The organism is Thermococcus sp. GR6, from assembly GCF_012027415.1.
In the GTDB taxonomy this organism is placed as follows: domain Archaea; phylum Methanobacteriota_B; class Thermococci; order Thermococcales; family Thermococcaceae; genus Thermococcus; species Thermococcus onnurineus.
Window position 1 is genome coordinate 767027 of the sequence record NZ_SNUM01000001.1, and the last position, 25101, is coordinate 792127.

The following is a 25101-nucleotide window of genomic DNA, read 5'->3' on the forward strand; positions in this document are numbered from 1 at the left end:
CATCTAAAGGAAAGCTAAAAGGGCACATCCAGAGGAAGAAGGAGAAATCAGGCGTTTTCCTCCTTGATGAGGACGGCGTTAACGACGCCATGCTGGCCGGGTCTGCTGGTAACGATGGCCCTGCCGATCTCAGTCTCGATGATGGCACCCTTGGTGATGATGTTCCTCCTAACGTACTGCCTGTTGGCCGGGTTCTCAACGACTCTGAGTACCTTAACCTTCTTGCCCTTGCCACCGTCGAAGACGTTGGCGTAGAGGGCCTCAATGAGCCTGACCTTCCTGTTGCCACCGTAGGTTCTGATTATCTTCTTCTTTTCCCTGCCCTCGGCAACTTTCGTGAAAGCGGGCTCCCTTCCAAGCTCCCTCTTCCTCTTCTTCCTAGCGAGGATAATCCTTCCACCTGAAGGCTTCTTGAGTGACCTTCCCTGCCAGATAGCCATTTATCTCACCTCATGAGCTTAATCTTCAACCTATCGCCACTTTGGGCGGTTCGTTTATAAGCTTTTCTGGAAGAATTTTTAAAGCCTTGTCCCCATTACTCCATCGGGTGGTGGTATGGGAGCTATAGATGCCTTCACAAAGACCTTTTCGATAGTTCTCGCCAACAAAAGGCTCTACCTCCTCGTTCTGACAATGACGCTCATTCTAGCCCTGCTGTCAGTATATCTAATACCAAGCGACTTTGAGTACACATACAATCAGACCTCCATCCAAAAGGGCAATGTCATAGTCGAGGAGTACGGGACGCCGATAACGGAAGACGAGATGGACATGCTGATTGAGTTTCTCAAAGGCCTGATGATTTACCTCATCATAACCATCGTTCTAAGTTCGATCGTTGAGTACGGGATAACAAAGGGCATTTTCACGTACCTTAACGATGAGGACTACAGCCTCGGCGAACTGCTTGCGGATGGACTCAAACATTTTCCGGGAGTGCTGGTGATAAACATAATCTATAGCCTCATAATGCTCGTTTTCATAGGCGTCGCGGCCATTCCAATGGTTGTGGGGGCGCTGTTCCTCCCGGCTGGAGCCGTGCTCATACTGATTGGCGTGGTTCTTTTGTTCTTGGTTCTGGCCTTCACTTTGGGACTCTCCTCTATGGCAATCCCCCTCTACGCGGACAAGGGCACCATAGGGGCCGCCTTCGAGGCCTTCGGCTTAGGGTTCAGGAACGTCCTCTCAACCGTTGGATTCGGCGCCCTGCTGGGTGTCGCAGCCATAGGCATCGCCATCATAGCCAGCCCTCTGGCTTTCATAATCCAGCTCACGCTTCCGGAGAACCTGGCTCCCTACGTTTCAGCCTTCGTGCAGGCACCCTTCGACGCCCTGCTATACTTCTTCCTCTGGGCCGGCGGGGTTGCCTTCTACAGGGAGCTCCAGAGAATGGAAGAGCTGAAAAAAGTTGATGAAGAGCTGGCAGAGCTGGGAATAGAAATTTAATCCCCAAACTTCTTTTCTTTTGCTGCTTTTACGAGCCCCCTGAAGACAGGCGCCGGGTTCATCGGCCTCGACTTGAACTCGGGATGGAACTGCGTTGCTATGAAGTAGCGCTTTTCCGGAAGCTCGAGTATCTCCATCCTCCTCTCGTCGTCTCCAGCCACGCCGCTGAAGACGAGGCCGGCTTTCTCGAAGCGCTCGATGAACTCGGGATTGACCTCCCACCTGTGTCTGTGGCGCTCGTAGATGAGCTCCTTGCCATAGAGCTCCCTTGCGAGGGTATTTGGCTTTATCTTGACCGGATAAGCACCAAGGCGCATGGTTCCGCCGAGCTTGTCGAGTTCCCTCTGTTCCGGCATGAGGTCAACGACGGGATAGAGTGTCTGCGGGTCGATCTCCGTCGAGTGAGCTCCCTTAAGACCGAGAACGTTCCTCGCAAACTCGACAACCGTCAGCTGGAAACCGAAGCATATGCCAAGGAAGGGTATGTCGTTCTCCCTCGCGTACCTTATCGCCATCATCTTGCCCTCAGTTCCCCTCGCCCCAAAGCCGCCAGGGACGATTATTCCGTCCACACCCTCGAGGAGCTTAACCCCATGTTTCTCAACGTCCTCTGCCTCTACCCAGCGGATCTTGACCTTGACGTCGTTGGCTACGCTGGAGTGCTTCAGAGCTTCCTTTATGCTGAGATACGAGTCGGAGAGCTTGACGTATTTGCCAACGATTGCTATCTCAACGGTGTCAGTGAGAGATTTGTACCTCTCCACCATCTCGCGCCAGGCATCTAGCTCGGGCTCCCTCTCAGGAAGACCGAGCCTCTTGGTGATGTATCTCGCAAGGCCCTCCTTCTCAAGCATGAGTGGAACCTCGTAAGTGTCCTCGACATCGTAGGCGCTTATAACGGCCTCCGGTGGAACGTTTGTAAAGAGGCTTATCTTCCTCCTCGCACCCTCCTCGAGTGGGTCTTCAGAACGGGCAACTATGGCATCGGGCTGGATTCCCAAGCTCCTGAGCTCCTTGACGCTGTGCTGGGTCGGCTTGGTCTTCTGCTCACCGACAACGCGGAGCTTGGGGACATAGGTTACATGCACGAAGGCAACGTTATCCCGGCCTTCTTCAAGCTGCATCTGCCTTGCCGCCTCAAGGAACGGCATACTCTCGATGTCGCCGACGGTTCCGCCTATCTCAACGACGACGACATCGTAGTCCCTCGCTATCTCCCTTATGCGCTCCTTTATCTCGTTGGTGATGTGCGGTATGACCTGAACGGTGGCGCCGAGGTAATCCCCTCTTCTTTCTTTCTCAATGACGGCTGAGTAAATCTTGCCGGTGGTGATGTTGTGGTCGAAGGTAAGGCTCGTGTCCAAGAAGCGCTCGTAGTTGCCGAGGTCGAGGTCAACCTCTCCGCCATCGTCAAGGACGAAGACCTCACCATGCTGATAGGGATTCATAGTTCCAGCGTCGTAGTTCAGGTAAGGGTCAATTTTAATGTTCGTCGTCTTGAAACCCCTGGCCTTCATGAGCATACCAAGAGAAGCGCTGGTTATACCCTTTCCAAGACCGCTAACCACACCACCGGTTACAAATATGAACTTGGCCATGGCAAAACCTCCACCGGTTATGTCGTTGGTTGATTAGTGAGTGCTTAAAAGCTTTGTTGAGGTCCGGGCTGAAACTGAAGAAAAGTTTAAGAGTTGCGAGTTTGTACTATGCTGGGGTGTACTATGGAAACTTATAACTTTAATGTTAATGGAACCCTTAAGAATAGGAAGTTCATAGCACTCATGGTCATTGCGATCCTCGTAACATACGCAATACCTTTTCCGTTTATCAGCGGATTTCTGGATGATTACAGCCGGCTCAAGGACGTGGAAAGGCAGATGGGAAAGGAGAACGAAGCGATAGTCTGCCACGAGGTTTACGATGTTGACCCCGACTTCTTCGGTGAGCACGGATTCACCTGCAACGACGAGTACTACCGCCCAGGGGAACCAACAACTTCCTGCTGTGGAATGCACGTCTACCGAGACACCTACGGGGAATACCTTCAAGTCAAAGAGAGCCTGAGAGAAGAACTGCCTGGCTTTGTTGCCTTTGTTATCTTTGCGTTCCTCGCCGTCATAGTCTTCAGCTACGCCCTTATCGACCTGGCCGTCCGCATTGGCCGGGGCGAATTAGATAAGTTGGGCATAAAAGACTCGGTTCTAAAGGGCCTCCACGCACTTCCTGGCCTCGTTGTGTCAGAGGCAATAACGTTCGTCGTGGTGTTGATAGTCCTCATACTTCTCGCGATTCCCATAGCAATATTCGGACCTTTTGGGACGGTGATAGCCTCGATTCTCGCGGTCCCAGCATTTGTTCTCGTGATCCCTGCATACTATTTCACGAAAAAGATAGGTCCCGTTGGGGAAATCTGGAGGGTCGCGAAGACAAACCCTGGCGGCTACTTAACCCTCGGGCTGGGCTTCGCAGTGGTGGACGCACTAATGGTATTTCAGTACGAGTACTATCTCGGGATTGGAACGCTACTGCTGATGCTACTCACGGGGACCATCAGATACCTGCTGAACAGTGCAGGGGCACTGATGGTTTACATGGAGGGCACAAAAGAGGAAGAAAGCGTCTGATTATTCCTCAAACTCTACTCCTTCACCCTCTTCCTCTTCGGTCAGCTCCCTAATTTCATAAACCTTGAGCGGAACCTTCTTGAGGGCCTTCCCGATGACGGCCTTCGCTATCCTCTCGGCGTGCTCTATGGTCTGGGCATTGTAAACCTTAATCGTGAGGTACATGCCTACGAGTCCGACCGAACCGATCACGAAAGCGCTCTCGAAGTGGGCGCCGCAGACCGGGCACTGGGAGTAGCCAATCTCCACCCTCACGAAGTCGAGCTTTTCCTTGTTGAGCGCTTTGGCAACCTTCGAGACAGCAACGTTTATGGCATCCTCACTCGTTTCAACGTCCCTGACTATAATCGGCGCCTCCAAAACGACTACGTAATCTCCCATCGCTCTCACCTCTCAGCCAAAAGCAAATAGCCTATCGTCTTCTCCCCTAAAGACTCCGAGCCTTACCCCGGCATCGATAAAGCCGTGGGCGTAGTTGAGCGCGGCGAAAGCCGTTACATAGTCGCCTTTCTTGTAGTAGTATTTAGCGTCTTCAAAATAGCTCCTCGCCATAGTGAGGAAGTCCTCCGCAACGCTCCTCAAAAGACTCTTTTCGTGGACAGCTATCTCAAGCGTCCTAAGCGCCTCCTCGGTGATTCTAAAGTACTTCTGGAGCTTTTCCTCGGTTATCTCTCGCTCCACCGGTCTCGCCTCACGGTTGGTAAGGAAGGAATCTTATAAACCTTATCCTGTCAACCCTTTGCTTCGCATGTTGAGACTTTCGTCTCAACACGCCGGGAAGTTTCCCAATTTTAGACGCTTAAAGGGCAACGACAACAGTGAAACACCGGGCTTTTCCTGTTTTAACAGGGGAACTCTACCTGGAGAACTATCAAATTTAGAAGCAACATACAATCTTCGATGAAACCTCTCGCCAGAAGAGTTTTGTTTTCTGGTGGGCCCGCGGGGATTCGAACCCCGGACCTCCACCTTGTCAGGGTGGCGTCATAACCAGTCTAGACCACGGGCCCAACCCAAGGATGGTGGACCGGCCGGGATTTGAACCCGGGGCCTCCGCCTTGCCAAGGCGGCGCTCATACCAGGCTGAGCTACCGGCCCACTTCCCATCGACGCCGTAATCACCTATCAGGGTGGATTTATAAATTTTTTGGTCTCTTTAGATGGGCATCGAAAAGCTAATATGGGTGTTTGTCGAGGTTAATGCGGTGATACCATGAACCCCATTGAGGAGGCCCTGAAAATTAAGGATGAGATAATAGCCTGGAGAAGGGACTTTCACATGCATCCAGAGCTAAAATACGAAGAGGAGCGGACTTCCAGAATCGTCGAGGAGCACCTGCGTGAGTGGGGATACAAAATAAAGCGCGTCGGCACTGGAATAATAGCAGACATCGGCAAAGGGGAGAAGACTATAGCCCTCCGCGCGGATATGGACGCTCTGCCTGTCCAGGAAGAGAACAACGTTCCCTACAGGTCGAAAATTCCCGGAAAGATGCACGCCTGCGGCCACGATGCTCACACTGCCATGCTCCTTGGAGCTGCGAAGATAATAGCAGAGCATGCGGACGGGCTGAGCGGAAAGGTTCGCCTAATCTTCCAGCCGGCAGAGGAAGGCGGAAACGGAGCACTGAAGATGATAGAGGGAGGAGCCCTCGATGGAGTCGATGCTGTCTTTGGCTTCCACGTCTGGATGGACATACCAAGCGGGGTCATAGGAATCCGTGACGGTCCGTTTCTGGCAGGGGCCGGAATATTCAGAGCCATCATCAAAGGAAAGGGCGGACACGGAGCTTCACCACACGAAACCATCGATCCAATTCCAATAACGGCTGAAACGATCCTTGCCCTGCAGACGATAGTGAGCAGGAACGTCGATCCGATAGAGAGCGGCGTCGTCAGCGTTACATCCATCCGCGGTGGGACTGCCTTCAACGTGATTCCCGAAGAGGTCGAGCTGAAAGGAACGGTAAGGTTCTTCAAACCAGAGGTAGGCGACCTAATAGTGCGGAGAATGAAGGAGATATTCGATGGCATTACTCGGGCTCATGGCGCTTCATATGAACTCGACATCGAAGAGCTAACGCCACCTACAGTGAACGATAAAAGAATGGCAGATTTTGCAAGAAGAGTCGCCGGAAAATACGGCTTCAGATACGGTGATGTCAAGCCGACGATGGGTGCTGAGGACTTTTCGTTCTATCTGCAAAAGGTTCCAGGGGCGTTTTTAGCGCTCGGCATAAGGAACGAGGAGAAGGGAATAGTCCATCCCCACCACCATCCGAAGTTCGATGTAGATGAGGACGTCCTGCATCTCGGAACAGCGATGGAGGTTGCCCTCGCCTTTGAGTTTCTGAGGGCGTGACCTTCCTCTTTTTTGTAGCCCCACCTATCAAAGACGCTTGCCAAGTATCAAATTCTCCCCTATGACCCCGGGCTTTAACTTAAAGGAGTTCGTTCTATCCACGACCGTGAGAACCTTTCTGAACCCAAGCTTTTTAGCCCGCCCCAGCGCGAGTGGAATATCATCTCTCCTGCCCCACATGAACAGAATGGATTCATGTTCTTTCCCTGAGAGTCCTTTCAGCACGTAGTAGGACTTTCCAAGCCTGCCGCTTTCGAACGGCGGCTTATCATCGACACCGGCTATTCTGTCCACAAAGGAGACAAACCATTGGTGGTAGGAGGTCTGAAACCTTCCTGCGGCCATTTCCATGTTCTTTATGTCGTCCCACGAAAACTCAAAGAGTTCTGGCTCTTCCGGCGTCGGGAAGCTAGAGGTCTCAAACTTCACGAGATAGCCCCTGTAGAGAACCTCCGAAACGCCGATCTTCTGGTAGAACCCCACAGCGTCCGGGTCGGGGTTTGTGGTGAGAAGGGTACATCCCATATCACTGGCCAGTTCTTCTAAGAACTCTACAATCACCCGCCCGATTCCGCGCCCCCTGAATTCCCTGTGAACTTCGATAACATCCAGGTGCGCTATCCGCTCAATCCTACCGTTCACAGGCTCTTCGCTTATCAGAAGCTCAGCCTCTCCGACTATTCTCCCGTCTATCTCGGCGACCACGGGGAGATGTCCATTGAGAAGGAGGTTGTTGAGATGAACCGCACAGCTCTCGATACTCATCCAGGGGCCGCCGTGGAGATAGCGCTCCCTTATGCTCAGCTCCTCATAGCGAGCCTCCCTAACCCTTCCGTCTTCTCGTTTAAGCCACCGCTCAACTCCGGATCGGTGAACGTCCACTATTCCAGCCGCGTCTTCAAGCGACGCAATCCGCACGTTCAGGGTCGAGACCATAGCCATAAGCTTCCCCCTATTCCTTCGCGAGGTACCCAAACTTCCGTAGGACGTGCATTATCCCCTCGGCCCCTCCCTCCCCGTAGGTCGTCTGCGTCACGTAGTCGGCTTCAGCTTTCAGTGTCTCTGGGGCCTGCCCGACGGCCACGCGGTAGCCAACAACGCGGAAGGCATCAAGGTCGTTCTCACCGTCCCCAATGTGGGCAACCTCTTTCGGACTTATGCCGAGAATCTCGCAGGCCTTCTCTATGCCTACCCCCTTGTTTATCCAGGGCTTCTTGATGTGTATTGCGAAGCCAGAATCCACCGCAATAAGGTTGAGTCCAAGCTCCCCAATGAGTGCCCTGACAGCCTCGACTGGAATCGTGCGCAGTACAACGAGACCTGCCTTCCTTTCGGGCATTGAGAAGCTGAGAACCGCCTCGGGATAGCGTCTCTTTATCTCGTTCCAGAGGATCCACTCCTCGTCCATCGTTGTGAGGTATATCCTCTTTCTCAAGCGGCCGTCCTTTACCGAGAGGGCACCACCATCTTCGGCCACGACCGGTCCTGTGGTTCCTATCATTATTGCCATTGCCTCAGCAAACGGCACGGAATTGCCCGTGACGAGCATGACAGGGACACCGAGGCTCTCGGCGAGCCTTATGGCCTTTAGAGCATCTTCGTGGAGCCGCCTGTCCGGATAAGTGATGGTACCATCTATGTCGAGGGATATGGCTTTAATCATTCTCTTCACCCTGAGGCCATTCAACGGCCACCGATAAAAGGGTTTCTTCCCATTCTTGTGGTGGCTAATGATCTTTCATTATCTCCCTCAGAACGCTAGTGGCGTAAACCCCCTTAGGCAGGAAAAAGCGGAAGCACATTCCTACGCTCGGAACATAGCCGTAAGTCAGGCCGAGGGGCCTTATGAGGAGCTCCCTCCTCCCACCGGGCTCAGCCATTAGCTTCGGGAGTCTCTTGAAGTCTTTCAATGAGAGGTTTTCCTCAGCGAGAAGCTCCTCTTCAAGCTTTCCAGGGATGCCTCTGGCTCGTCTCATCGAGAAGCCAAAAAGCGGTCCCGAAACCATTGCTTCCCCCTTGCGGATTTTTTCTTTCACAAAGTCGATGTTCGTCTCTGTGACGCGGTAGGTTCTGTCGCGGTAGGGGATGCCTCCTTTAATCTGGACGACGATGTCTCCAACCAGAGCCTCATTCAAGGGGAGTCCCTCTTCGATTCTCCGGGAGATGTAAAGGTTGAAGAGGTAGGACTGATAGGCGTGGATGAAGATACGCATTATGGGCAGCGGAAGCGAGAGGAAGGCTTTCCGCCAGCTTCCGGTTTCCTTGTACCTGTAAAGCATTGCCCTCTCGTAGCGGAGGAATCCGGGAAATTCTTCAAGGGCCCTGTTCACGTCCCCGGTCTCCCAGAAGTTCTTTCTGGCCTCATCCCCTTCCATTCCCCCTCCATGGGCGCCAAGAAAGAGCCTTGCGGCACCTTCAAAGTCTCCCTTCAGAAGGAGCTTTCCAATCAGATGGTTAGTAACACGTCTCTCACCGAAGCGCTGATAGCCGAAGTAGTTGGGGAAGCCCCCCTTCGAGCGGAGCTCTCTCACTATTTCCTTCGTTCTCTCGAAGGCGCTCTCGTCAACGTCGCGAACGATGATTTTAAAGCGGTTCCCAAGCAGGTGGCCAAGTTTGAGAGCTCTCCCATAGGAAACAAAGCGGAGTTCGATGTCTTTGATTCGAACAGCCTCAACTTTTTCCTTCGCATCCCGCGGCACGCTGATGTATTGATAAGTCACGGCATGTCTGTCTTTCGTTCCCGCGAAGCCGATGTCCTTATAAGAGATTCCAGCACGTTTGGCTATCTCCTTCACTGCCGCCATCGTATCCCAGTTGCGCTTTTTGAGGAGGAAAATCGCATATTTTTTGCCATCGAAGGCACTCCTCAGGGGCTCTTCCATAACGATGAAGTCCCCTGGCTGGGCTTTTATTCTCCCACCTATCCCGGGCTTTTCACTCAAATACTTGAACTGGGAGAAGAACTCACGGTAGTCCATGCCTCACACCAGCTTTAAATGCCCGGTAACCTTATCAACGAGCTCCTCTGGAGCGGGCCCTACCGCCAAACAGGTTATTGTTCCCGGGGAAATTTCGGTCAGTCCTGCGTCCCTGATGAGTGCCGTTGGTATGCCCAGCTTTTCCGCATGGGCCTTCAGTTCGAAGAGCTCCCTCTCGTTCTCAGCCTTGACCACGACCTTCTTCTGTCCCTCATGGAACCATGCCTTGAACCACTCTGGCTTCTCCTTCTGGGCTTTTAGAGCAGCCGTCACCGCACCATGAGCAACTTGAACCGCCATTTTACCCTTGCTGAGCTTCAGATCCTTCCTAATGACCATGACCTGCTTGTACCTGAACATCTCCCATCCCGTGGAGAGTGAGAAAAGGGATTTATAAATTTAAGGAGGAGGAAAAAGCTCAGAGCTCAACTACTTCAGAGCTTTCCCGCTCTTCTTCCTCGACCTTCTTAGGGAGTCCGCCTGGGCGCCTGTGCTTCTTCCTCTCGAGCTTTTCTCTGAGCTTCTCGGACTCGTCCCAGTACTTGTAGGCCAAACCTCCTAAGACCAGTGTGAGTATCAGGAAGAGTATTCCCAGAACCTTCCAGTAGTTGGTCGTTGGGTTGTACTTCTCGACGACTGCGCCTATCTCCTTGGCAAATGGAGTTGGATCGCTCATATTGGCGAGGGTCTGGTTGATGTACTTCGGAAGCTCCTCTGGGCCCGGATAGACCGGAACTTCTTTGACGATGACCCTCGGTGGGATGCTGTTTATGGTGACGAGATTGCCGAGCTCAAGCTGGTGTTCATTTCCGAGCGGGTCTGCATAAACAAGTACCGCCTTGACGTTGGTGAGGTTCTCCTTAAGGACCTTGAAGTCAACCTTGACGGTCTTCGTTTCGCCTGCCTTTATGGTGCCCACCTCAACGGCAGTGGGGCCATCAACGCTGTTGGGCAGGTCGAGGAGGAGTGTGGCGTTCTGGACGAACTCGTAGTCCGGATTTCCATCAGCGGCCGTGAGGATGAACCTGACGCTGACGATGTCGCCCGCATTGGCGGTGACGTAGCTTCCCCACGTTCCGTTGTAGGCCTGGGCTGTGACGTCAATGGCAGGTATACCGTATACCTTGATCCCAGTGAGAGGCTGGGAGTATACCATCCTCTTCTGGCCGGTTTCGAGGCTCTTGTCGTCGTAGAAGGTGACTATTACCTTACCGATGTCAAATTCCCCAACCTTGGTTGGCTTGAGGACGTAGATAAGAGCGGGCATGTTAGTGAAGGCAGGGAACGTCTTGAGGCTCCAGGTCTTCGTCATGCTGACCAGCTCGAAGTCGTTTGGTATTGGAGCTGCAACGCTGACATCGTAAGCATCGCCCCTGCCAAGGTTCTCGACATTTATGGCCACAACGAGGTTGTCGCCAAGCATTATCTCCTTAGGAACGGCGTCTATCTTGGCGAGGATGTTGGCCTCCCTCAGTATTGGCGTCACGATGGCCCCAACTGGAGCGTAAACTCTGATAACAGCTCGCTTGTAGTCAGGTTCAACACTCTGAACAGACAGCTTGAGAGGAGCGTTCGGGGCGTCCTTCGGGATGTCGCCAACCTCCAGTAGCATCGTTCCAAGGCTCTGGTCGCCCTTGAAGACCTCCACCTTGGCAACGTCCGGAATCGTTGAGACGAGCTTAACGTAGTAGGTAACATTGTCAACGGTTATCGGGAGCTTCTCGTTGACGTAAAGGAGGTCATTGTAAACGAGAACTGTCTCAACGGTTGTCGTTGGATCGGTTTCTTCCTCCCCTTCCCTCACTATCTTGAAGTCAGTCGAGGCGACCTTCGGAACGTAGACGTCAACTGTTGCCGGACCGTCACTCGTGGTGTTCAGGAGGTGAATGTAAACGTAATTGGAGTAGGAGTAAACATCACCGAGCTTATACCTAACGCTTCCACCGGACCCCTCAGTTACCACGAGGGTCTGGGTCTCGCCGTACGGGAGAGTCACGAGGAAGGTAGCCTGTGTGTCCGAGGTTGAGGTGAGTTTAATGCTTATCTGGGGGAAGCCCTCGGGGAGGTTTATTGTGTCCCCCACGTTGAGCTTCTGGCCAGAGAGTAACTTCTGGAGGGGGGACTGTATCTCGATGAGGGCGGTCTTGGTATCAGATCTGATCCAGGTCAGAGTAATGTTGAGGTACTGGTTGTCGGCCGCGGGATAGACGAACGACTCGCCCTGCCCCACAACGTAGAGCTTTGGCCCATCCGGTCCGTTGACCTGGAAGCTCAGCCTGCTCCAGTACATATCAACGTCGATGAACTGCACCTCAAAGGGACCCAGAACAGCCTTGTCTTTTAGTCCAAGCGAGATTCCCGTTATGCTGGCGTACTCGGGCACCGTTGCGGATTTTACTAGGTGTGCCATAGGTGCAAATGAGAAAATCATCAGACCCAAGAGGATTAAAGCGGCAGCCTTTTTCATATCTCCAGCCTCCAAAGAGTAGTCAACTAATCACCAAAAGGAAAAGGTGGTATAAAGGCATTACGGTGTGAGTCTTCTCCTGTCCCTCGGGAAGAGTACGACTTCCCTAATGTTGTTGATGTCGAGCATCTGTTTGAGAAGTCTCTCCGCCCCGAGACCGAAGCCACCATGGGGAGGCATGCCGTAGCGGAAAGCCTTGAGGTAGAACTCGAAGCTCTCCGGGTTAAGACCCTTCTCCCTTATCTGCTCGATGAGGACATCAACGCGGTGCTCCCTCTGGCCGCCGGAGGTTATCTCGACTCCACGGTATTCAAGGTCAAAGGCGCGGCATATCTCGGGCTTGTCGTCGTACTTCATAATGTAGAAGGGTTTGGCCTCGCTCGGATAGCGGTAGAGGAAGTAGATTGGCGCATTCTCGTTTTCCATCATGTACTTTCCAAGAAGCCTCTCGCCCTCCGTGTCGATGTCCTCCCCCCAGGGAATCTCCTTGCCGAGGTCGGAGAGGATCTCAAGTGCTTTGTCATAGGTCAGCCTTGGGAACGGCAATTTTGGCTCCTCAAGCTCGAAGTTCAGCGTTTCAAGCTCCTTCTCGTTGTGCTCGCGGACATGGTTGATAGTGTAAGCGATGAGCCTCTCAAGGAGCTCCATTACCTCCTCCTCGTTTTCTATAAAGGCCATCTCCGCATCTATGCTCCATGCCTCGTTGAGATGCCTGGTGGTGTTGTGTTCCTCTGCCCTAAATATGGGAGCGACTTCATAAACACGGTCGAGGCCGCTCGCCATCATTATCTGCTTGTATAGCTGCGGGCTCTGGGCAAGGAAGGCGTCCTTCTCGAAGTACTTCATAGGGAAGAGCTCGGTTCCACCTTCGGTTGCGGTGGCGATTATCTTTGGCGTGTGAACCTCTATGAAACCCTCGCCGTGGAAGAAGTCGTGAACCGCTTTGAAAACGCTGGAACGGATTTTGAATATCGCCGTTACCTCGGGCTTTCTGACGTCCATGAAGCGGTTGTCGAGTCTTGTGTCAAGCTCGGCCTTGACTTTTCCCGTCGGATCAAGGGGAAGGGGTGTTTGGGCCCTGCTGAGAACTTCGAGCTTCTCGGGGAGGATTTCAAAGCCGAGCTTTGCCTTGGGTGTGAAGTTGACTATTCCCTCGACGGCTATGACGTCTTCTGAGTTGAGCTTCGGGATGAGTTTGAATATCTCTGGGTCAACCTTCTTCTTCGGTGCGGTTATCTGAACTATGCCTTCCCTGTCCCTTATCCAGAGGAACTTTATTCCTCCGAGATCCTTAACTTCCCAGACCCAGCCAGCAACCTTGACGCGCTGGCCGTTTAGGTCTTCTGTAATCTGACTCGAGTAGTGCGTCCGGTACATCTCCACAACCTCCATTAAGAAAAAAGAAGTCAAATGAAGTTTATTTTAACTTCCTGGCCGACTATCTGGGAGAGTATGCTCTCCAGAACCTCGGCCTTCTCCGGGAGCTTCTTCCTATCCCTGCTGAGAACGAGAACCTTGTAGTAGGTTCCTCCGCCCGGCTTGTAAACGATGTTCACGCCAAAGACTCCGGCAGGGTAGAGCAGATCAGTGGCGAGTTTCTTGACGTCGTCAGTGCCTTTCACTTCAACGCTCTCAATGACCCTTATCCTCTTACCGAGCTCCCTCATAAGGGCCTTTATGTTCTTGCCACCCTTTCCGATGGTTATAGGAACGTCGCCCTCGCCGACCATGATTATTACGAGGTCACCAGCTTCAACGGCCTTCTTGAATTCAACGTCAGCGTCGCCAATGAGCTTGTATAGGAGTCTCGCGACTTTAACATCCAGCTCGGAAATAATCCCTTCTTGAAGCTTTTTCTCATCAGCCGGGCACAGAATGTCGTCGGTCTTCAAACACACCTCACAGATTGGCGCCTTCATCTCCTCACCTCCCTCAGCCTGAAGAATGACCTTAAAGGGCTAACCCTTAATTCTGGAAGTCCTTTAAAAACCTTATTATGGAAGAAAAGGCTAAAGGGGAGTTCAGATTTCTCCCTCTATCTCGCGCCTTATGCGCTCTATGAACTCCTCTGTAAAGCGGTGGCGTTCTTCGGCCATCTTTTTAGCGGTTTCCGTGTACATGAGGTCTTTGAGCTTAAGTATCTTCTCCTCAAAGTGTCTTAGAGAAGCCTCTATGTCCCTGCCGTGCTCGCCTGAGTACATGAAGACCCTCGCAATGCCTATCGCCCCTATAGCATCGAGCTTGTCGGCGTCGCTGAGTATCTTCGCCTCAAGAGTGGTCGGCTCCGGACCGCGCGAGAAGCGGTGGGCCTCTATCGCATGAGCAACAGCCTCGACTTTCTCTTCTGGATAACCTAAGCTTCTCAGGTACTGTCTGGCTATCCGTGCCCCTTCAGCGGCGTGGTCTTCCACCTTTCCGGCGCTCTCAAGAGGTCTGGCAACATCGTGGAGAAGCGCCGCTAAAGCTAGGATTTCTAGATCCGCACCCTCTTCCCTGCCTATGTGCATACATAGGTTGAAGACGCGCTCCACATGGCTGAAGCCGTGGGTCCCCTCGCGTTCAAAGAAGCTCATAGCAAATTCTCTGGCACGTTCTATCAATTTGAGAGTTTTCTTATCAGTTATGAACGCGTCCAGCTCCATTCAACCACCTAAATGGCTTCATCGACTACTGCCTTTAAAAGCTCAACGATTCCTTCGTGAACCATCAAACGTATCCCGTCCACGCTCGGAGCCAAGGTCTTTGAGACGCCGTCTATTAACCCAGCGCTGGAGATGGCCTCAACAACTCTTCTCTCGTCCCACCCCTCGAGGAGATTTCTTCCAACTTCAATCGATGCCTGAGCAACCAAGCCGTAGGCCCCCCAATTGGAGACGGCGGAAACTATGAGCTCGTCCGTCTCGACAACACTCGCTATCTTCTCTCCGTGTGGAACGTGACCCACAACCAGCTCCCGGATTTTTCCCATGCCAATCTCGTTACCTCCGTCGCCTACCCCTATCGTGGGAATTCCAAGGGCTCTCGCTTTGAGAAAGATGCCGTCCAGGGGATCTCTCTTTATCTCCAGGGCACTCATGGAGTAGTATCTGCCGTCGGCAGCCCTACCCGGGGTCTCGACGCTGATTATCAGGGAGTAATCCTCTGGCTCAGGATTCCTGGCAAGGGAAACGCCGAAGGGTTCGAGAGCCTTTTCGACCTCTGAATACGTCAGGATTTCAGCCTTTCCTCCAAGCATCTCAACGGCGCGATAAATGGCCAGTGCTCCCGGTGGCCCGTCAGTTTCGGCCACCATCATCGGTGGAATGGGAAAGCCCGTAACTATGAGAACCCGCTCGAGATTGTCTAAGAACAGCTTTGCAGAATTATGTAAAAAATTAAAGTTCTTCCTCCTGTAGTCGAGGTAAACCTTCAGCACTCCTCTGTTCCCGATATCGGTGTTTATTAGATGCGCTATCATAGCTCATTCCTCGATCTCATAGACAACGATTCTAACCTTCTTGCCCTTCACAGCTTCCTTCAGCTTCCACCAGAGCTCCGTCGGTTCCTCGCTCCTGTGGGTCAGCTCGTCGCCGTTCTCGAGCTTCACCTTCTTTTCGGTATACTTAACAAAAAGGCCCTTAGCATTGAATATTTCCTTCATCTTTCACCACCCAAAACCTTTCTAAGCTCGTAAAGGGTTCTAATCTCGTAATCAGCCATGTTGTAGCCCCTATCACCATTACGGTTTATCCACACAGCGGTCATGCCGACGCTCTTGGCGCCATAAACGTCTTGGCTGAGGGAGTCGCCGACCATAACGGCTTCGCCGGGCTCGACTCCGAGCCTTTCAATGGTGTAGAGGAAGATTTTAGGCTCGGGTTTTATGGCGTTGACGTCGTCCCGTGTAATGACGACGTCGAAGTAATCCAGAAGACCGGCGAGCTTAAGCTTGAGCCTCTGATATTTCGGCCCGCTCGTCACAATACCAAGCTTGTATCCGGCATCCCTCAACCATTCCAGGGTAGGAATAGTGTCCGGATAAACCTGAAGTTTGTGGGGATACCTCTCGAGAAGCTCCTCGTATTTCAAATCGAGGTCAAACAGTTTGAAAAAGAAGTTCCAATCGTGCCAGTCGTAACTGTCCCTCCTGCCGAGTATCTCTGCGAGGAATCTCTCCCTGGCCTCGTCCTTGCTGATTCCAAGCTTTCTAGAGAGCTTATCGTAGACCTGCGGAAGGAAAAGCATTATCAGAGGCTCCTCAGTTAGTATCGTTCCATCGATATCGAAGAGAACGGCCTTCATTCTACCACCTCTTAACGAGCAACGCCAGTATCTCGACATCCCTCGTCAGCTCATCCTCCATAATGACTCCCCATATTATGTCTTTCTCCTTAAGTATATCTTGGAAGCGGCCGAGTATCCCGTGGGCGTCCTTGAGCGGGAACTCCCTCCCAACAAGAATTCCAATTAGGCCCCGGTCCCAGATGCCCCAGTGCCAGTTGAAGTCTACTCGGTCAAGGAGACGCAGGATCCCAACGTTTCCTCCACGTATCATATTGAATAAATCGGCATAGTCTATGTTGACCAGCATCTGAGTCTCAAGGTAGTAGTAGAGCCTGGAGAACATCTCCGCTATATTTTCGGATGCTCCCTGAAAGGCCAGTGATAACGAAATATTGCCGTCGGTAAGAAAGTCCCAGAGGGAGTCGTAAAAGACCGTCTCGAAATCATTGGCCCAGTCCGGCTTTTTCTCAGTCACCAGCTCCTTTTTGGGAGTCAGCACATAAGCAAGTTTTATGGTGTCTCTCGGAGCGCTGCTGACGATTATTTCTCGAAGTTCGTGGTTTACCTCCTTGTCATCGAAAACTAGCCACAGGAAAGTGTTCTCCGGAAGGCTGGAGAAGAAGTTCCTGAGGCGCTCCTCGTACTTATCGGAGCGGGGAAGGAGGTAATAGGCTGGATTGACAGTTACCTTTACGATTCCATCTGCGCGTATACTGTTGACTATCCTTGCTCCCGTGCTCCCTATTCCTACAAAAAGATGGGTAAAAGACGGCATGGCGACCCCTTACTCAAGGGTCGCATGCTTCTTCTTCATATCCTTTTCGGTCTTCTGGAAGGTGGCCATTAGGAGAGCTATTATGCCGTCAAGGAATATCATGGTAGAGTCCTCAAAGAGGGTGCCCATCGGCGCTATCCACTTGTATTTGGTGAGCATCTGCCTAGCAATATAGTCCGTTGGTATGTCAGCTTTTGTTCTTCCGGGTATCTCAACGACAACATCGGAGAGTTTTCCAAGGGTTGAGTTGGCATAGGAAGTTATTGCCACAACCTTTCCGCCCTGTCTCTTGGCTATCTCAGCAGCGTCAACGATGCTCTTGGTCTCGCCGGAACCGCTGATGGCTATGAGCAGGTCTCCCGGCTCGAAGGCAGGAGTTATTGTCTCACCGACAACATAGACGTTGAAGTCGAGGTGCATGAGCCTCATTGCGAAGGCCTTTCCGACCAAACCGCTCCTTCCGGCGCCATAGATGAATATCTTGTTGGCTCCGATCATGGCATCGACGAAGCCCCTGACCTGCTCGAGCTTTATGCTCTCAGCAACTTGGTTGATGTGCTCCAGGATATCAGTCATGGCCTTCCTGATGGTCATCATGTACTCGCCCCAAAAGAGATCGATTATCTTCCTAGTGACGTCCTCAGGGTCCTTCGCCTTGGTTATGGCTCCGCCAACTATGATTATCGTCGCACCGAGCTCTATGACCTTCGGGATGGTCTCGAGGTTCAAGCCGCCGGCAACAGCCACAGGAACGCTGACGGCCTTGACGACTTTCTCAAGATCCTCCATTGGGCTCTTGCCCTGGACCTGCTCGTCTATGCCCGTGTGGACAAGGATGTAGTGAACGCCCATCTTCTCAAGTTCCTTGGCGCGCTTGACCTTGTCCTTAACGCCGATTAAATCCACCATGATCCGGATTCCATATCTCCTGGCGACGTCGACAGCGTCCTTGATGGTCTTGTCGTCGGCTACGCCAAGAATAGAAACAACATCAGCACCGTGCCTGGCTGCCATCTCGACTTCCAGGGCACCGGTGTCCATGGTCTTCAGGTCTGCGACGATCTTCCTGTCCGGGAAGCGCCTCTTGAGAAGCTCAACGGCGCGCATGCCTTCCTTCTTGATGAGGGGAGTTCCAACCTCAAGCCAGTGAGCGCCACCTTTAGCGGCCTTCTCAGCGATAGAAATTGCCTGCTCAATGTCAGTTAAGTCAAGGGCAACCTGGAGTATCATCTCCTCGCCTCCAAGGAGTTTTCGTTTTAATCTCAGAGGTCTACTTTTTAAAGTTTGGCGTCAAAATTTAACATGATTTTGTCGAAAGACCTTACCAAGGTTTAAAAGGGAGGAGGCCAACTCTCGAGGGGTGGAATCATGGTAACGTTCATCCCCTTCGGCGAGAAGCCTAACCGCGACGGTGTTCTCTACGTTCTGCAACTTCTTAGAAGGAACAAGCTCATAGAGGATTACATGATAGTCGAATCGAGCAGAGTCGAACTTCTGGCTGAAAGGATCCCCCAAGACAAGGCTTACATAATAGGGGATCATCTTGCCACATATGGCATCGTGGAGAAGCTCAAGCCGGGCTCTCTGATAAGTCTCGACGCTCATACCGATCTGATGCACGACTACCTTGACCACGGCTCGTGGCTCGCTTATGCCCTCGAGGAGCACATCCTTAACCGGGCCGTTGTTCTTGCCCCGGTTTTGATGATCCCGACAACGGAGAGAACCCAGCTCTGGACGAGGAGGGTTAAAATCTTCCCGGCTTTGCTAAGGAGCAGGAAGGTCCGCGGGAAGTGGAGGGCATACAAAAACCTACAGACTAACTCACTCGATGAGATACTAGCTGAGACTAAGAAATATCTCGGCGATGAGATTTACCTGACCATTGACATGGACGTCCTGAAGCCGGAGTACAAGATAGCCCGCTTCCAACACGGGGAACTGAGCCTCGAGGAACTCTTGGAAATCCTTGAGAAAATAAAGAGGAGATTCAAGATAGTTGCTTTCGACATAGCCGAGGTGTCTGACAGAATAAGGCGTTCTCGCCTCGGAAAAAAAGCCTTCATTGAGGTCTTCCAGCTGCTAATGGGGTGATTGGATGGTATTGAAAGGGCCCACTGAGGAAGAAATGAGAACCGTTCTTATGCCACTGATGCTTTCCGGGGCAAAGATGCTCGACAGACACTGCTCCAAGTGTGGCTCTCCGCTCTTTGAAAAGGACGGGAGGATTTTCTGCCCCATATGCGAGCACAGGACAAAGCAGAGGAAGGCTGAGATGGAAGGCATCGAGGAGAGGCTCATGGAGAAACTTAACGAGCTGGCAAATTCCATGCCCGGAGATCTTATCGAACTTGAAAAACACTTAAGAGTTATGGAGAAGATAATCGAACTGTTGGAGAGATACAGGAAACTGGAGGGAGGAGAATGAAGAGCATCAGGGTTATGAAGGCTCTCGAGGACGGACCTAAAACCATCGAGGAGATAGCAGAGACTACCAAGCTCCCAAAGATGGAAGTGAGACGCTACTTGCTTCGCTTCCTTGAGCAAGGAAAGATAGAGAGTTACCAGAAAGACGGAAAACTCTTCTGGAAGATACGCGAGAAGGATGAAGCAGAGGAAGAATTCAAGTACATCTGAGCCTTTCTTTTCTCTTCTAATAGGCTTAGGCACAGAAAATTGAACTGTGTTGATCCGGAAAACGTAGAGAAAAGGGAAAGGAGATCAGGCCTTCTTTGCCTTCTTCCAGTACTCGTTGAACTTGTTCTCGAAGAGGGCCTTGACGCGGAAGTCCTTGATCCAGATCTGGGTCTCGTAGTTGAAGTACCTAGCAGCCATGTCCTCGAGGGCGAAGAAGACCTCATCGTCGCAGATGAGCATCGGAAGCTCGAGCTTGTCGATGACCTTGAGCTCAAGCTTGCCGGCCTTGTAGTAGTCGAGTATCTTTGAAGTGCTGAGCCTGTGGTAGACATTCTCGGTGACGATTATCTTGGCCTTGGCGCCGTTGTCGATGGCCTTGAGGATGTCGCTCTCGAGGTTGATGGCGATGTAGCCGTCGTCAGCCAAGAGGATCTGCTCCTTGACTTCCTCAAACATCTCCTTGGTCTTGAGGGTGGCGTTCCTTATGCCCCTGACGACCCAGACCTTCTCGACGCCGTACTTCGGAATCTCGGTCTCAATAAGCGGGCTCATGAGCTCGAGGAGCTCCTCCTTCGCCTTCTTCTTGGCCTCAAGCTCCTCAGCGACGCGCTCTTGCCACTCCTCGATGAACTTCTCGAGAATGTTCTGGGGATGAACCGGCCTGTACTTGTTGACCTTACCGGGCTGGCTTATGGCGAAACCCTTCTTCTCGAGGCTCCTGAGAACGTCATAGGTTCTTGGAGCCGGAACCTCTGAAACACTGGCCAGCTCAGCTGGGGTAAGAACACCGAAGCCAACCAGCGCCACGTACGCTCTGGCCTCGTAGAGGTTCAACTCAAAGTGCTCCTGAAGGAGCTCTACCATCCTATCCTTAACCATTTTTACCACCACCATCTTTCCTATTTTAATTGTTGTGTTTAACCCCATATAAATTTTTTCCACATTCTGTTAGTGCCTCTAGTTTGCACCGAAGATTATTCGGCAATGACTCCTTTTGATATTACAGCAGTTGCGTGTACATGCAAATCTATTACTACAAAGAGATTTTAAAATTTTTGGTTTTACTAAAGAGCAAATCTACAGCCAATAATTGAGTATCAAATGTGACAACTATAGTCAAAAATACAGCATAATGTAACATTTTTGCAGAATCTACAATAATTCGTATATACATCAATCTAGAATCTGTTGAATTTCAAAATTTAAACCATAATTAGAAAATAGGTACAAAAATCAAACCTATAAAAACGGGAGGGAAAGTTTTGGTATCATCTAATGCAGACTCATTTCAAGTACTCCCGTATCTCACTGTAGAGTCCTCTGAGAACTTCCTGATAGTCTGTCTTGTTCTCCTCTATCATGTCCATTATCTCCTCCAGTTCCCTCGTCTTCTCCTCGCTGACTAATTCCTTATATTTACTTATGAGATAGTGATAGACCTTGATACCCTGATCGGTTGGCACGAGCTTCTTCCTTCCACGGGTTTCTATGACGTAGTAGCGCTGGAGGAGTGTCTGAACGATTTTGGCGTAGGTCGAAGGCCTACCAATCTTGCGCTCCTTCATGAGGGCTATTATGTCTCCCTGGGTGTAGAGTGGAACCTTAGGTGCCTTCCACTTCTTTGCCTCAACGACCTTAAGACTGACTCCCTTTTCAAGTCTCGGGAGCTGCCTCATGGGCGGACTTCTGAGCTTGGTCCAGCCGTCCTCAATTACCTCCACATAACCTTCGATCTCGGCCTTTCCAACTTTTGCATCGATTATTGCCTTCTCATAGAGAACTTTTGCCGACTTCATCTGGCTCGTCATGAAGCGCTTGAATATCATGTCGTAGAGCCGGTAATGGTTCCTGGTGAGGTTCTTGGAGAGCTGGATTATGCCGTCGCGGATGAGTTGCATCAAGCGACCTGTGTCTATCGGCCGCGTTGGCCTTATGGCCTCGTGGGTTCCCTCCTCCCCCCACGGTCTCGGCCTGAAGTACTCCTCGCCAACTTCCTGGGTGATGTATTCCTTGGCAACCTCAATTCCCATGTTGCTGACGTGGGTTGAGTCTGTTCTGTGGTATGTGATAAGACCGAGCTCGAAGAGATCCTGAGCGAGGCGCATCGTCTCAGAGGCGGAGAGCTTGAGGAATGTTGATGCATCCTTGAGCATGGCATCGGTTGTGTACGGTGGAGCAGGATTCAGCTCGCGCTCCTCGAGGCTTACATCTTCAACGAGAACCTCTTCCGGCGGTTCAACTTCTTTTGCATCTTTGCCGAGTTCGATTGTTACACTGAGCTCGTTCTCGAGAGCCAAACCAAGGAAGTAAGTTTCGCTTTCCGTGAACTCCTTATAACGCTCGATTATCCACCCAAGAACAGGAGTCTGAACCCTTCCGGCAGAGAGGTTGCGGTTCTCGAAGACCCTCTGGAGTTCCTGGCTCAGCTCGAAGCCTATCCACCTGTCCTCTATGCGCCTCACAAGCTGGGCATTGACGCGGCCCTCGTTTACCTCGCGCGCCTCTTCAATTGCCCTCAGTATGGCTGGCCTCGTAACCTCGTGGAACTCTATGCGCTTGATATTGGGTGTATAGGGCGAGAGAACGTTCCTGATATCCCAGGCTATTTTCTCTCCCTCGGTATCTGGGTCCGTGGCGATGAGTATCTCGTCAACCTCCTGGGCAATCTCGCGCATCGCCTTCACATTCTCCAGGGCATCGCGGACGTTGGTCGAGCCGCAGCGAGGACAGATGCCCTTCTCCTCCCAGTCAACGAACTGATGTCCGCAGTCGCGGCAGCGCTTGATGGTGTCGTAAACCGGGATGAACTTGAGCATGTCATCTTTTTCCTCAATCAGAACGCCGTGGTAGCCTTCGTTCGTAACGAGGTCGAACATGTGCCCGCCGCTGGCCAGAATGGTGAGCATTTTGTTGCCTATGCTCACCTCGTAGGCCACCAAATCTCCAATGCGCCTCTTACTGGGCTGGCCGAAGAAGTTGGCTATCGTCCTTGCCTTGTTCGGACTCTCGACAATCATAAGGGCAGATTTAACGAGGTCCTTAACCTTGGCGCTTATCTTGCCCTCCATGACGAGCCTGACCTTCTCCCTGTCCTCGTCTATCTGCCTGAGGATTTCATCAAGGTTCAACTCCCCAAAGGGGGTCATCTTGAACTCCGTGAAGCGCCAGCGCATCTGCCTCACTAAGCCGTTGAAGACTTTCTCGTTGTCCACTATGAGGACGCTGAGACCCTTGGTAATTCCGCCCGCAAAGAGCCTGCTGGTCCTTCCAGTTGCCTGTATGTAAGTTCTCACGTCGGGAATCTCGATGTACCACTTCCCACCCTCTTCCTTCAGGCTTATGAACGGATCTTCGGCAAGCTTCCTGAGGACTTCTTCGTCGCGGAGGACCTTCCTCAGAAACTCCACCAGCTCGCGGAAGACGTTGAGAACGTGGTTGTGGAAGGAGTTGTCTATCGGAAGGCCTTCGGCCAAAGCTTCCTCAATCTTGAGGAGCTCGAACTGAGGGATGTTCCTTATGAGCCTTCTAAGTCTCGCGTGGAGCTTTTCCGCTTCCCTCCTCTGCTCGTCGCTCAGGAAATCCATTACCTCGCTCAGCAGGCCGAGCGCACGGTAGATGGTCGGCCTCTCAAGGTCTATTGAGAAGCGGAACTTCGGAACTCCGGTGAAAACCGCGTAACGTATGAGATGTGGCATATCAAGACCCCTAACGAGGGAGCCGTAGTAGGTGGCCGAGCCGATGAGGTAGTCAGCCTCGCCGTTCTCAAACCTCTCTATCGCCTTCTTGTTCTTTGAAGAGACCAGCTCGATGCGGAAGCCCTTCCCCCTTAGATAGTTCACCAACTCCTCGGCGTAGGCCAGTCCCTGGTCAATGGGTGTGAAAATGATTCCACCCTTTCCGAGCCGGGTTAGGAGTTCCTCAACGTGTTCCTTGATGTCCTTGGTAGGCATCAGATAACTATCCACAACATTTCTCAAAGCTGAACGGCCGCTTCCGACCTCAAAGCCGAGCAGCTCGCGGTAGAGCTTTATTCTATCGCCGCGGGCGCTTCCGGTGGCTGATGCTATGATCATTATGCCGACGCCGTTCTTCTCTTTAAACTCCTCGATCTCGCGCTGGAGCTTCTCAATCTCCCTATTGAGCTCCTTCAAGCGTTCGTCTCTATCCTCAGCACGGCCGTTGATGTATTTGGCCATGCTCTTCTTGAGTCTTATTATCTCCCAAGCCTTGTTAATTACCTCCTCCGTGAAGCCCAGAAGGAGGAGCGAGCGGTCTATGTTCTTGCTCGCCTTTAGGAAGGCATCGACGTCGTCAACGAATATGAAGTCGAAGCGCCTGCCCCTGAGCTTCTCGTCGAAGTTCCTTGCAAGCCATTGAGCGCTTGTTACGAGTATCTGGTAGTCCTCATCCTCGATTTTAGCCAGCATTTCCTCCTTTTCCTTCTTCCGTAGGTTGCCGTGATAGTAGGCGAGGTTGATTTGGACGCCTGATTTCTCAGCTATTGCCTGGATTTTCTTGACAGTCTGGATGACGAGCGGAGTGGTCGGAACCACTATGTAGCTCTTCTTGCCCCTGGTGGCGTACCAAAGGGCCATAAAAGCACCAAAGGTGCTCTTGCCCATTCCAGTCGGAGCTATTATCGAGAAGCTCCTTCCCTTGAGGAGCCTCTTGACCCACGTCCTTTGGGCGCTCCAGAAGGTGAAGCCGGTTGCATTCTCGAAGAATGCTTCGACTTCCCTCACACCACTTTCAAGTTCGTATATTCTCTCCCACTCCTTAAGCGTGCCCTTCAGCTGAAGGGCATTTCTTACGGCAGTTATGAGCTCAAAATAAGAGTCAGCGTGAGCGGTTTCGTCGAGACACTCATTACAGGGATTCTTCAGACAGAGCCTCTCGTCCGAGATTCTACCGAGGCAGTTTGGGCACATCTCCCGATAAACGGCCTTCATTTTCCCACCCTCTAAGTCTCTATTTGGTGTTTGGGGGATTTATAAGGCTTTTTAGAGACCGGCCTCAAGCTCCCTCAGTTCATCCTCCAGCTTTAAGGAGAGTTCATAATCGCTGAAGATGTGCCCGTACTCGTCGAGAACCTCCTCGAGGACGTGAAGGGCTTCGGCCCGTTTGGTAATTCCTACGAGCTTCAGTGCCCTCCGGAAGAGTCTTGCCACTTCACTGCCGCTCTCATCGGTGCTCATGGCGAAGCGGAGCTCCTTCAAAGTAACGTCGAGCGCTAACTCCGGAACACTCGCGAGCATCTCCATTGCCACCGCTTCGGGGTAGAGTTCGGCGTGCTTTTCCAGGGCTTCGAAGTAGAAGCCGTTCTCATAGGCCTTCAGCGTGGCAGCGACGTGTTTGCAGTCCCCTCCGAGAGGGCAGGTGCAGCGGTTTTCGCCGGTTGAGAGGTTGAGTTCAACGTAATAGGGGTAAGTGCCAAGAACCTTGGATAAGAGCGTATCCCCCTGTTTAACCACCCAGAGAACCTTTCCGGCTTTGTAATATCGCTCCCCCTTCTTAAGAGTCTTTTCTTCCATGTTCACCACTTCTTAGTG

26 protein-coding genes and 2 tRNA genes are annotated in these 25101 nt (G+C 52.0%); 6 read left to right on the top strand and 22 right to left on the bottom strand.

Translation table 11 applies throughout. From position 1 onward, the window contains the following. Positions 1 to 47: 47 nt before the first annotated feature. Positions 48 to 440 carry a 30S ribosomal protein S8e gene (locus E3E32_RS04310; protein WP_167730425.1) on the bottom strand — a complete coding sequence of 131 codons (393 nt, stop codon included), beginning with the start codon at positions 438 to 440 and terminating at the stop codon, positions 48 to 50. Between the two features lie 115 nt (positions 441 to 555). Here E3E32_RS04310 and E3E32_RS04315 point away from each other — a divergent pair, with 115 nt between their 5' ends. Continuing rightward, positions 556 to 1446: a hypothetical protein gene (locus E3E32_RS04315; RefSeq protein WP_167730427.1), complete on the top strand. Its 891-nt coding sequence runs from the start codon at positions 556 to 558 to the stop codon at positions 1444 to 1446. On the opposite strand, the gene pyrG is transcribed toward E3E32_RS04315, so the two are convergent. Next, a complete protein-coding gene (gene pyrG, locus E3E32_RS04320; RefSeq protein WP_167730429.1) occupies positions 1443 to 3044 on the bottom strand; it encodes a glutamine hydrolyzing CTP synthase in 1602 nt (533 codons plus the stop codon). The genes E3E32_RS04315 and pyrG overlap by 4 nt on opposite strands. Positions 3045 to 3167: 123 nt before the next feature. Here pyrG and E3E32_RS04325 point away from each other — a divergent pair, with 123 nt between their 5' ends. Next, the gene (locus E3E32_RS04325; RefSeq protein ID WP_167730431.1) at positions 3168 to 4070 is read left to right on the top strand and encodes a hypothetical protein; all 903 of its coding nucleotides are present in this window, start codon (positions 3168 to 3170) and stop codon (positions 4068 to 4070) included. Here the strand turns inward: E3E32_RS04325 and E3E32_RS04330 are convergent, their stop codons facing one another. The 4 genes from E3E32_RS04330 to E3E32_RS04345 form a co-directional block, all read right to left on the bottom strand. After that, positions 4071 to 4451, bottom strand: coding sequence for a DUF555 domain-containing protein (locus E3E32_RS04330; RefSeq protein WP_012571307.1), 381 nt, complete (start codon positions 4449 to 4451; stop codon positions 4071 to 4073). It abuts the gene before it with no gap. Between the two features lie 12 nt (positions 4452 to 4463). Next, positions 4464 to 4751 (bottom strand): DUF357 domain-containing protein, encoded by a 288-nt coding sequence (locus E3E32_RS04335; protein ID WP_012571306.1) that lies wholly within the window; start codon positions 4749 to 4751, stop codon positions 4464 to 4466. Positions 4752 to 5002: 251 nt separating this feature from the next. Beyond that, a tRNA-Val gene (locus E3E32_RS04340) sits at positions 5003 to 5080 on the bottom strand. 10 nt (positions 5081 to 5090) lie between these two features. Further along, a tRNA-Ala gene (locus E3E32_RS04345) sits at positions 5091 to 5168 on the bottom strand. Positions 5169 to 5283: 115 nt separating this feature from the next. Here E3E32_RS04345 and E3E32_RS04350 point away from each other — a divergent pair. Beyond that, positions 5284 to 6432 (top strand): M20 family metallopeptidase, encoded by a 1149-nt coding sequence (locus tag E3E32_RS04350; protein ID WP_167730433.1) that lies wholly within the window; start codon positions 5284 to 5286, stop codon positions 6430 to 6432. Between the two features lie 27 nt (positions 6433 to 6459). Here the strand turns inward: E3E32_RS04350 and E3E32_RS04355 are convergent, their stop codons facing one another. The 13 genes from E3E32_RS04355 to hxlAB all read right to left on the bottom strand — a co-directional run bounded on the left by E3E32_RS04355 (position 6460) and on the right by hxlAB (position 18145). Beyond that, positions 6460 to 7374: a GNAT family N-acetyltransferase gene (locus E3E32_RS04355; RefSeq protein ID WP_240910562.1), complete on the bottom strand. Its 915-nt coding sequence runs from the start codon at positions 7372 to 7374 to the stop codon at positions 6460 to 6462. 10 nt (positions 7375 to 7384) lie between these two features. Continuing rightward, positions 7385 to 8095, bottom strand: a complete 711-nt coding sequence (locus tag E3E32_RS04360; protein ID WP_167730985.1) for a phosphoglycolate phosphatase — start codon at positions 8093 to 8095, stop codon at positions 7385 to 7387. A 64-nt stretch (positions 8096 to 8159) separates the two neighbouring features. After that, on the bottom strand, positions 8160 to 9410 hold the full coding sequence (gene truD, locus E3E32_RS04365; RefSeq protein WP_167730435.1) for a tRNA pseudouridine(13) synthase TruD: 1251 nt from the start codon (positions 9408 to 9410) through the stop codon (positions 8160 to 8162). 3 nt (positions 9411 to 9413) lie between these two features. After that, positions 9414 to 9770 carry a peptidyl-tRNA hydrolase Pth2 gene (gene pth2, locus E3E32_RS04370; protein WP_167730437.1) on the bottom strand — a complete coding sequence of 119 codons (357 nt, stop codon included), beginning with the start codon at positions 9768 to 9770 and terminating at the stop codon, positions 9414 to 9416. A gap of 58 nt (positions 9771 to 9828) precedes the next feature. Next, positions 9829 to 11877, bottom strand: coding sequence for a hypothetical protein (locus E3E32_RS04375; protein ID WP_167730439.1), 2049 nt, complete (start codon positions 11875 to 11877; stop codon positions 9829 to 9831). Positions 11878 to 11937: 60 nt separating this feature from the next. Then, positions 11938 to 13254: an aspartate--tRNA(Asn) ligase gene (gene aspS / locus E3E32_RS04380; RefSeq protein ID WP_167730441.1), complete on the bottom strand. Its 1317-nt coding sequence runs from the start codon at positions 13252 to 13254 to the stop codon at positions 11938 to 11940. A 29-nt stretch (positions 13255 to 13283) separates the two neighbouring features. Then, positions 13284 to 13796, bottom strand: coding sequence for a KH domain-containing protein (locus E3E32_RS04385; RefSeq protein WP_012571299.1), 513 nt, complete (start codon positions 13794 to 13796; stop codon positions 13284 to 13286). Positions 13797 to 13898: 102 nt separating this feature from the next. Then, positions 13899 to 14519 carry an HD domain-containing protein gene (locus E3E32_RS04390; protein WP_167730442.1) on the bottom strand — a complete coding sequence of 207 codons (621 nt, stop codon included), beginning with the start codon at positions 14517 to 14519 and terminating at the stop codon, positions 13899 to 13901. An 8-nt stretch (positions 14520 to 14527) separates the two neighbouring features. Then, positions 14528 to 15334, bottom strand: a complete 807-nt coding sequence (locus E3E32_RS04395) for a DUF4392 domain-containing protein (RefSeq protein WP_167730444.1) — start codon at positions 15332 to 15334, stop codon at positions 14528 to 14530. Between the two features lie 3 nt (positions 15335 to 15337). Continuing rightward, on the bottom strand, positions 15338 to 15517 hold the full coding sequence (locus E3E32_RS04400) for a hypothetical protein (RefSeq protein WP_167712247.1): 180 nt from the start codon (positions 15515 to 15517) through the stop codon (positions 15338 to 15340). Next, on the bottom strand, positions 15514 to 16158 hold the full coding sequence (locus E3E32_RS04405; RefSeq protein ID WP_167730446.1) for a TIGR02253 family HAD-type hydrolase: 645 nt from the start codon (positions 16156 to 16158) through the stop codon (positions 15514 to 15516). The genes E3E32_RS04400 and E3E32_RS04405 overlap by 4 nt, the downstream gene beginning before the upstream one ends. A 1-nt stretch (position 16159) precedes the next feature. Next, a complete protein-coding gene (locus E3E32_RS04410) occupies positions 16160 to 16915 on the bottom strand; it encodes a hypothetical protein (RefSeq protein WP_167730448.1) in 756 nt (251 codons plus the stop codon). A gap of 9 nt (positions 16916 to 16924) precedes the next feature. Then, complete coding sequence (hxlAB, locus tag E3E32_RS04415) at positions 16925 to 18145, bottom strand: bifunctional 3-hexulose-6-phosphate synthase/6-phospho-3-hexuloisomerase (RefSeq protein ID WP_012571293.1); 1221 nt, start codon at positions 18143 to 18145, stop codon at positions 16925 to 16927. Between the two features lie 138 nt (positions 18146 to 18283). On the opposite strand from hxlAB, the gene E3E32_RS04420 reads away from it, so the two are divergent. Genes E3E32_RS04420 through E3E32_RS04430 form a run of 3 tightly spaced genes read left to right on the top strand, consistent with a single transcriptional unit; the run spans position 18284 to position 19552 of the window. After that, positions 18284 to 19009, top strand: coding sequence for an arginase family protein (locus E3E32_RS04420; RefSeq protein ID WP_167730450.1), 726 nt, complete (start codon positions 18284 to 18286; stop codon positions 19007 to 19009). Positions 19010 to 19013: 4 nt separating this feature from the next. Next, on the top strand, positions 19014 to 19343 hold the full coding sequence (locus E3E32_RS04425) for an Sjogren's syndrome/scleroderma autoantigen 1 family protein (RefSeq protein WP_167730452.1): 330 nt from the start codon (positions 19014 to 19016) through the stop codon (positions 19341 to 19343). Then, positions 19340 to 19552 carry a helix-turn-helix domain-containing protein gene (locus E3E32_RS04430; RefSeq protein WP_167730453.1) on the top strand — a complete coding sequence of 71 codons (213 nt, stop codon included), beginning with the start codon at positions 19340 to 19342 and terminating at the stop codon, positions 19550 to 19552. The genes E3E32_RS04425 and E3E32_RS04430 overlap by 4 nt, the downstream gene beginning before the upstream one ends. Positions 19553 to 19636: 84 nt before the next feature. Here E3E32_RS04430 and trmBL2 read toward each other — a convergent pair whose 3' ends face one another. From trmBL2 to E3E32_RS04445, 3 genes are all read right to left on the bottom strand, one after another. After that, the gene (trmBL2, locus tag E3E32_RS04435) at positions 19637 to 20431 is read right to left on the bottom strand and encodes an HTH-type transcriptional regulator TrmBL2 (RefSeq protein ID WP_167730455.1); all 795 of its coding nucleotides are present in this window, start codon (positions 20429 to 20431) and stop codon (positions 19637 to 19639) included. 404 nt (positions 20432 to 20835) lie between these two features. Next, positions 20836 to 24501: a reverse gyrase gene (gene rgy / locus E3E32_RS04440; RefSeq protein WP_167730457.1), complete on the bottom strand. Its 3666-nt coding sequence runs from the start codon at positions 24499 to 24501 to the stop codon at positions 20836 to 20838. A 51-nt stretch (positions 24502 to 24552) separates the two neighbouring features. Beyond that, positions 24553 to 25083 carry an SWIM zinc finger domain-containing protein gene (locus tag E3E32_RS04445; protein WP_167730986.1) on the bottom strand — a complete coding sequence of 177 codons (531 nt, stop codon included), beginning with the start codon at positions 25081 to 25083 and terminating at the stop codon, positions 24553 to 24555. Positions 25084 to 25101: the final 18 nt, after the last annotated feature.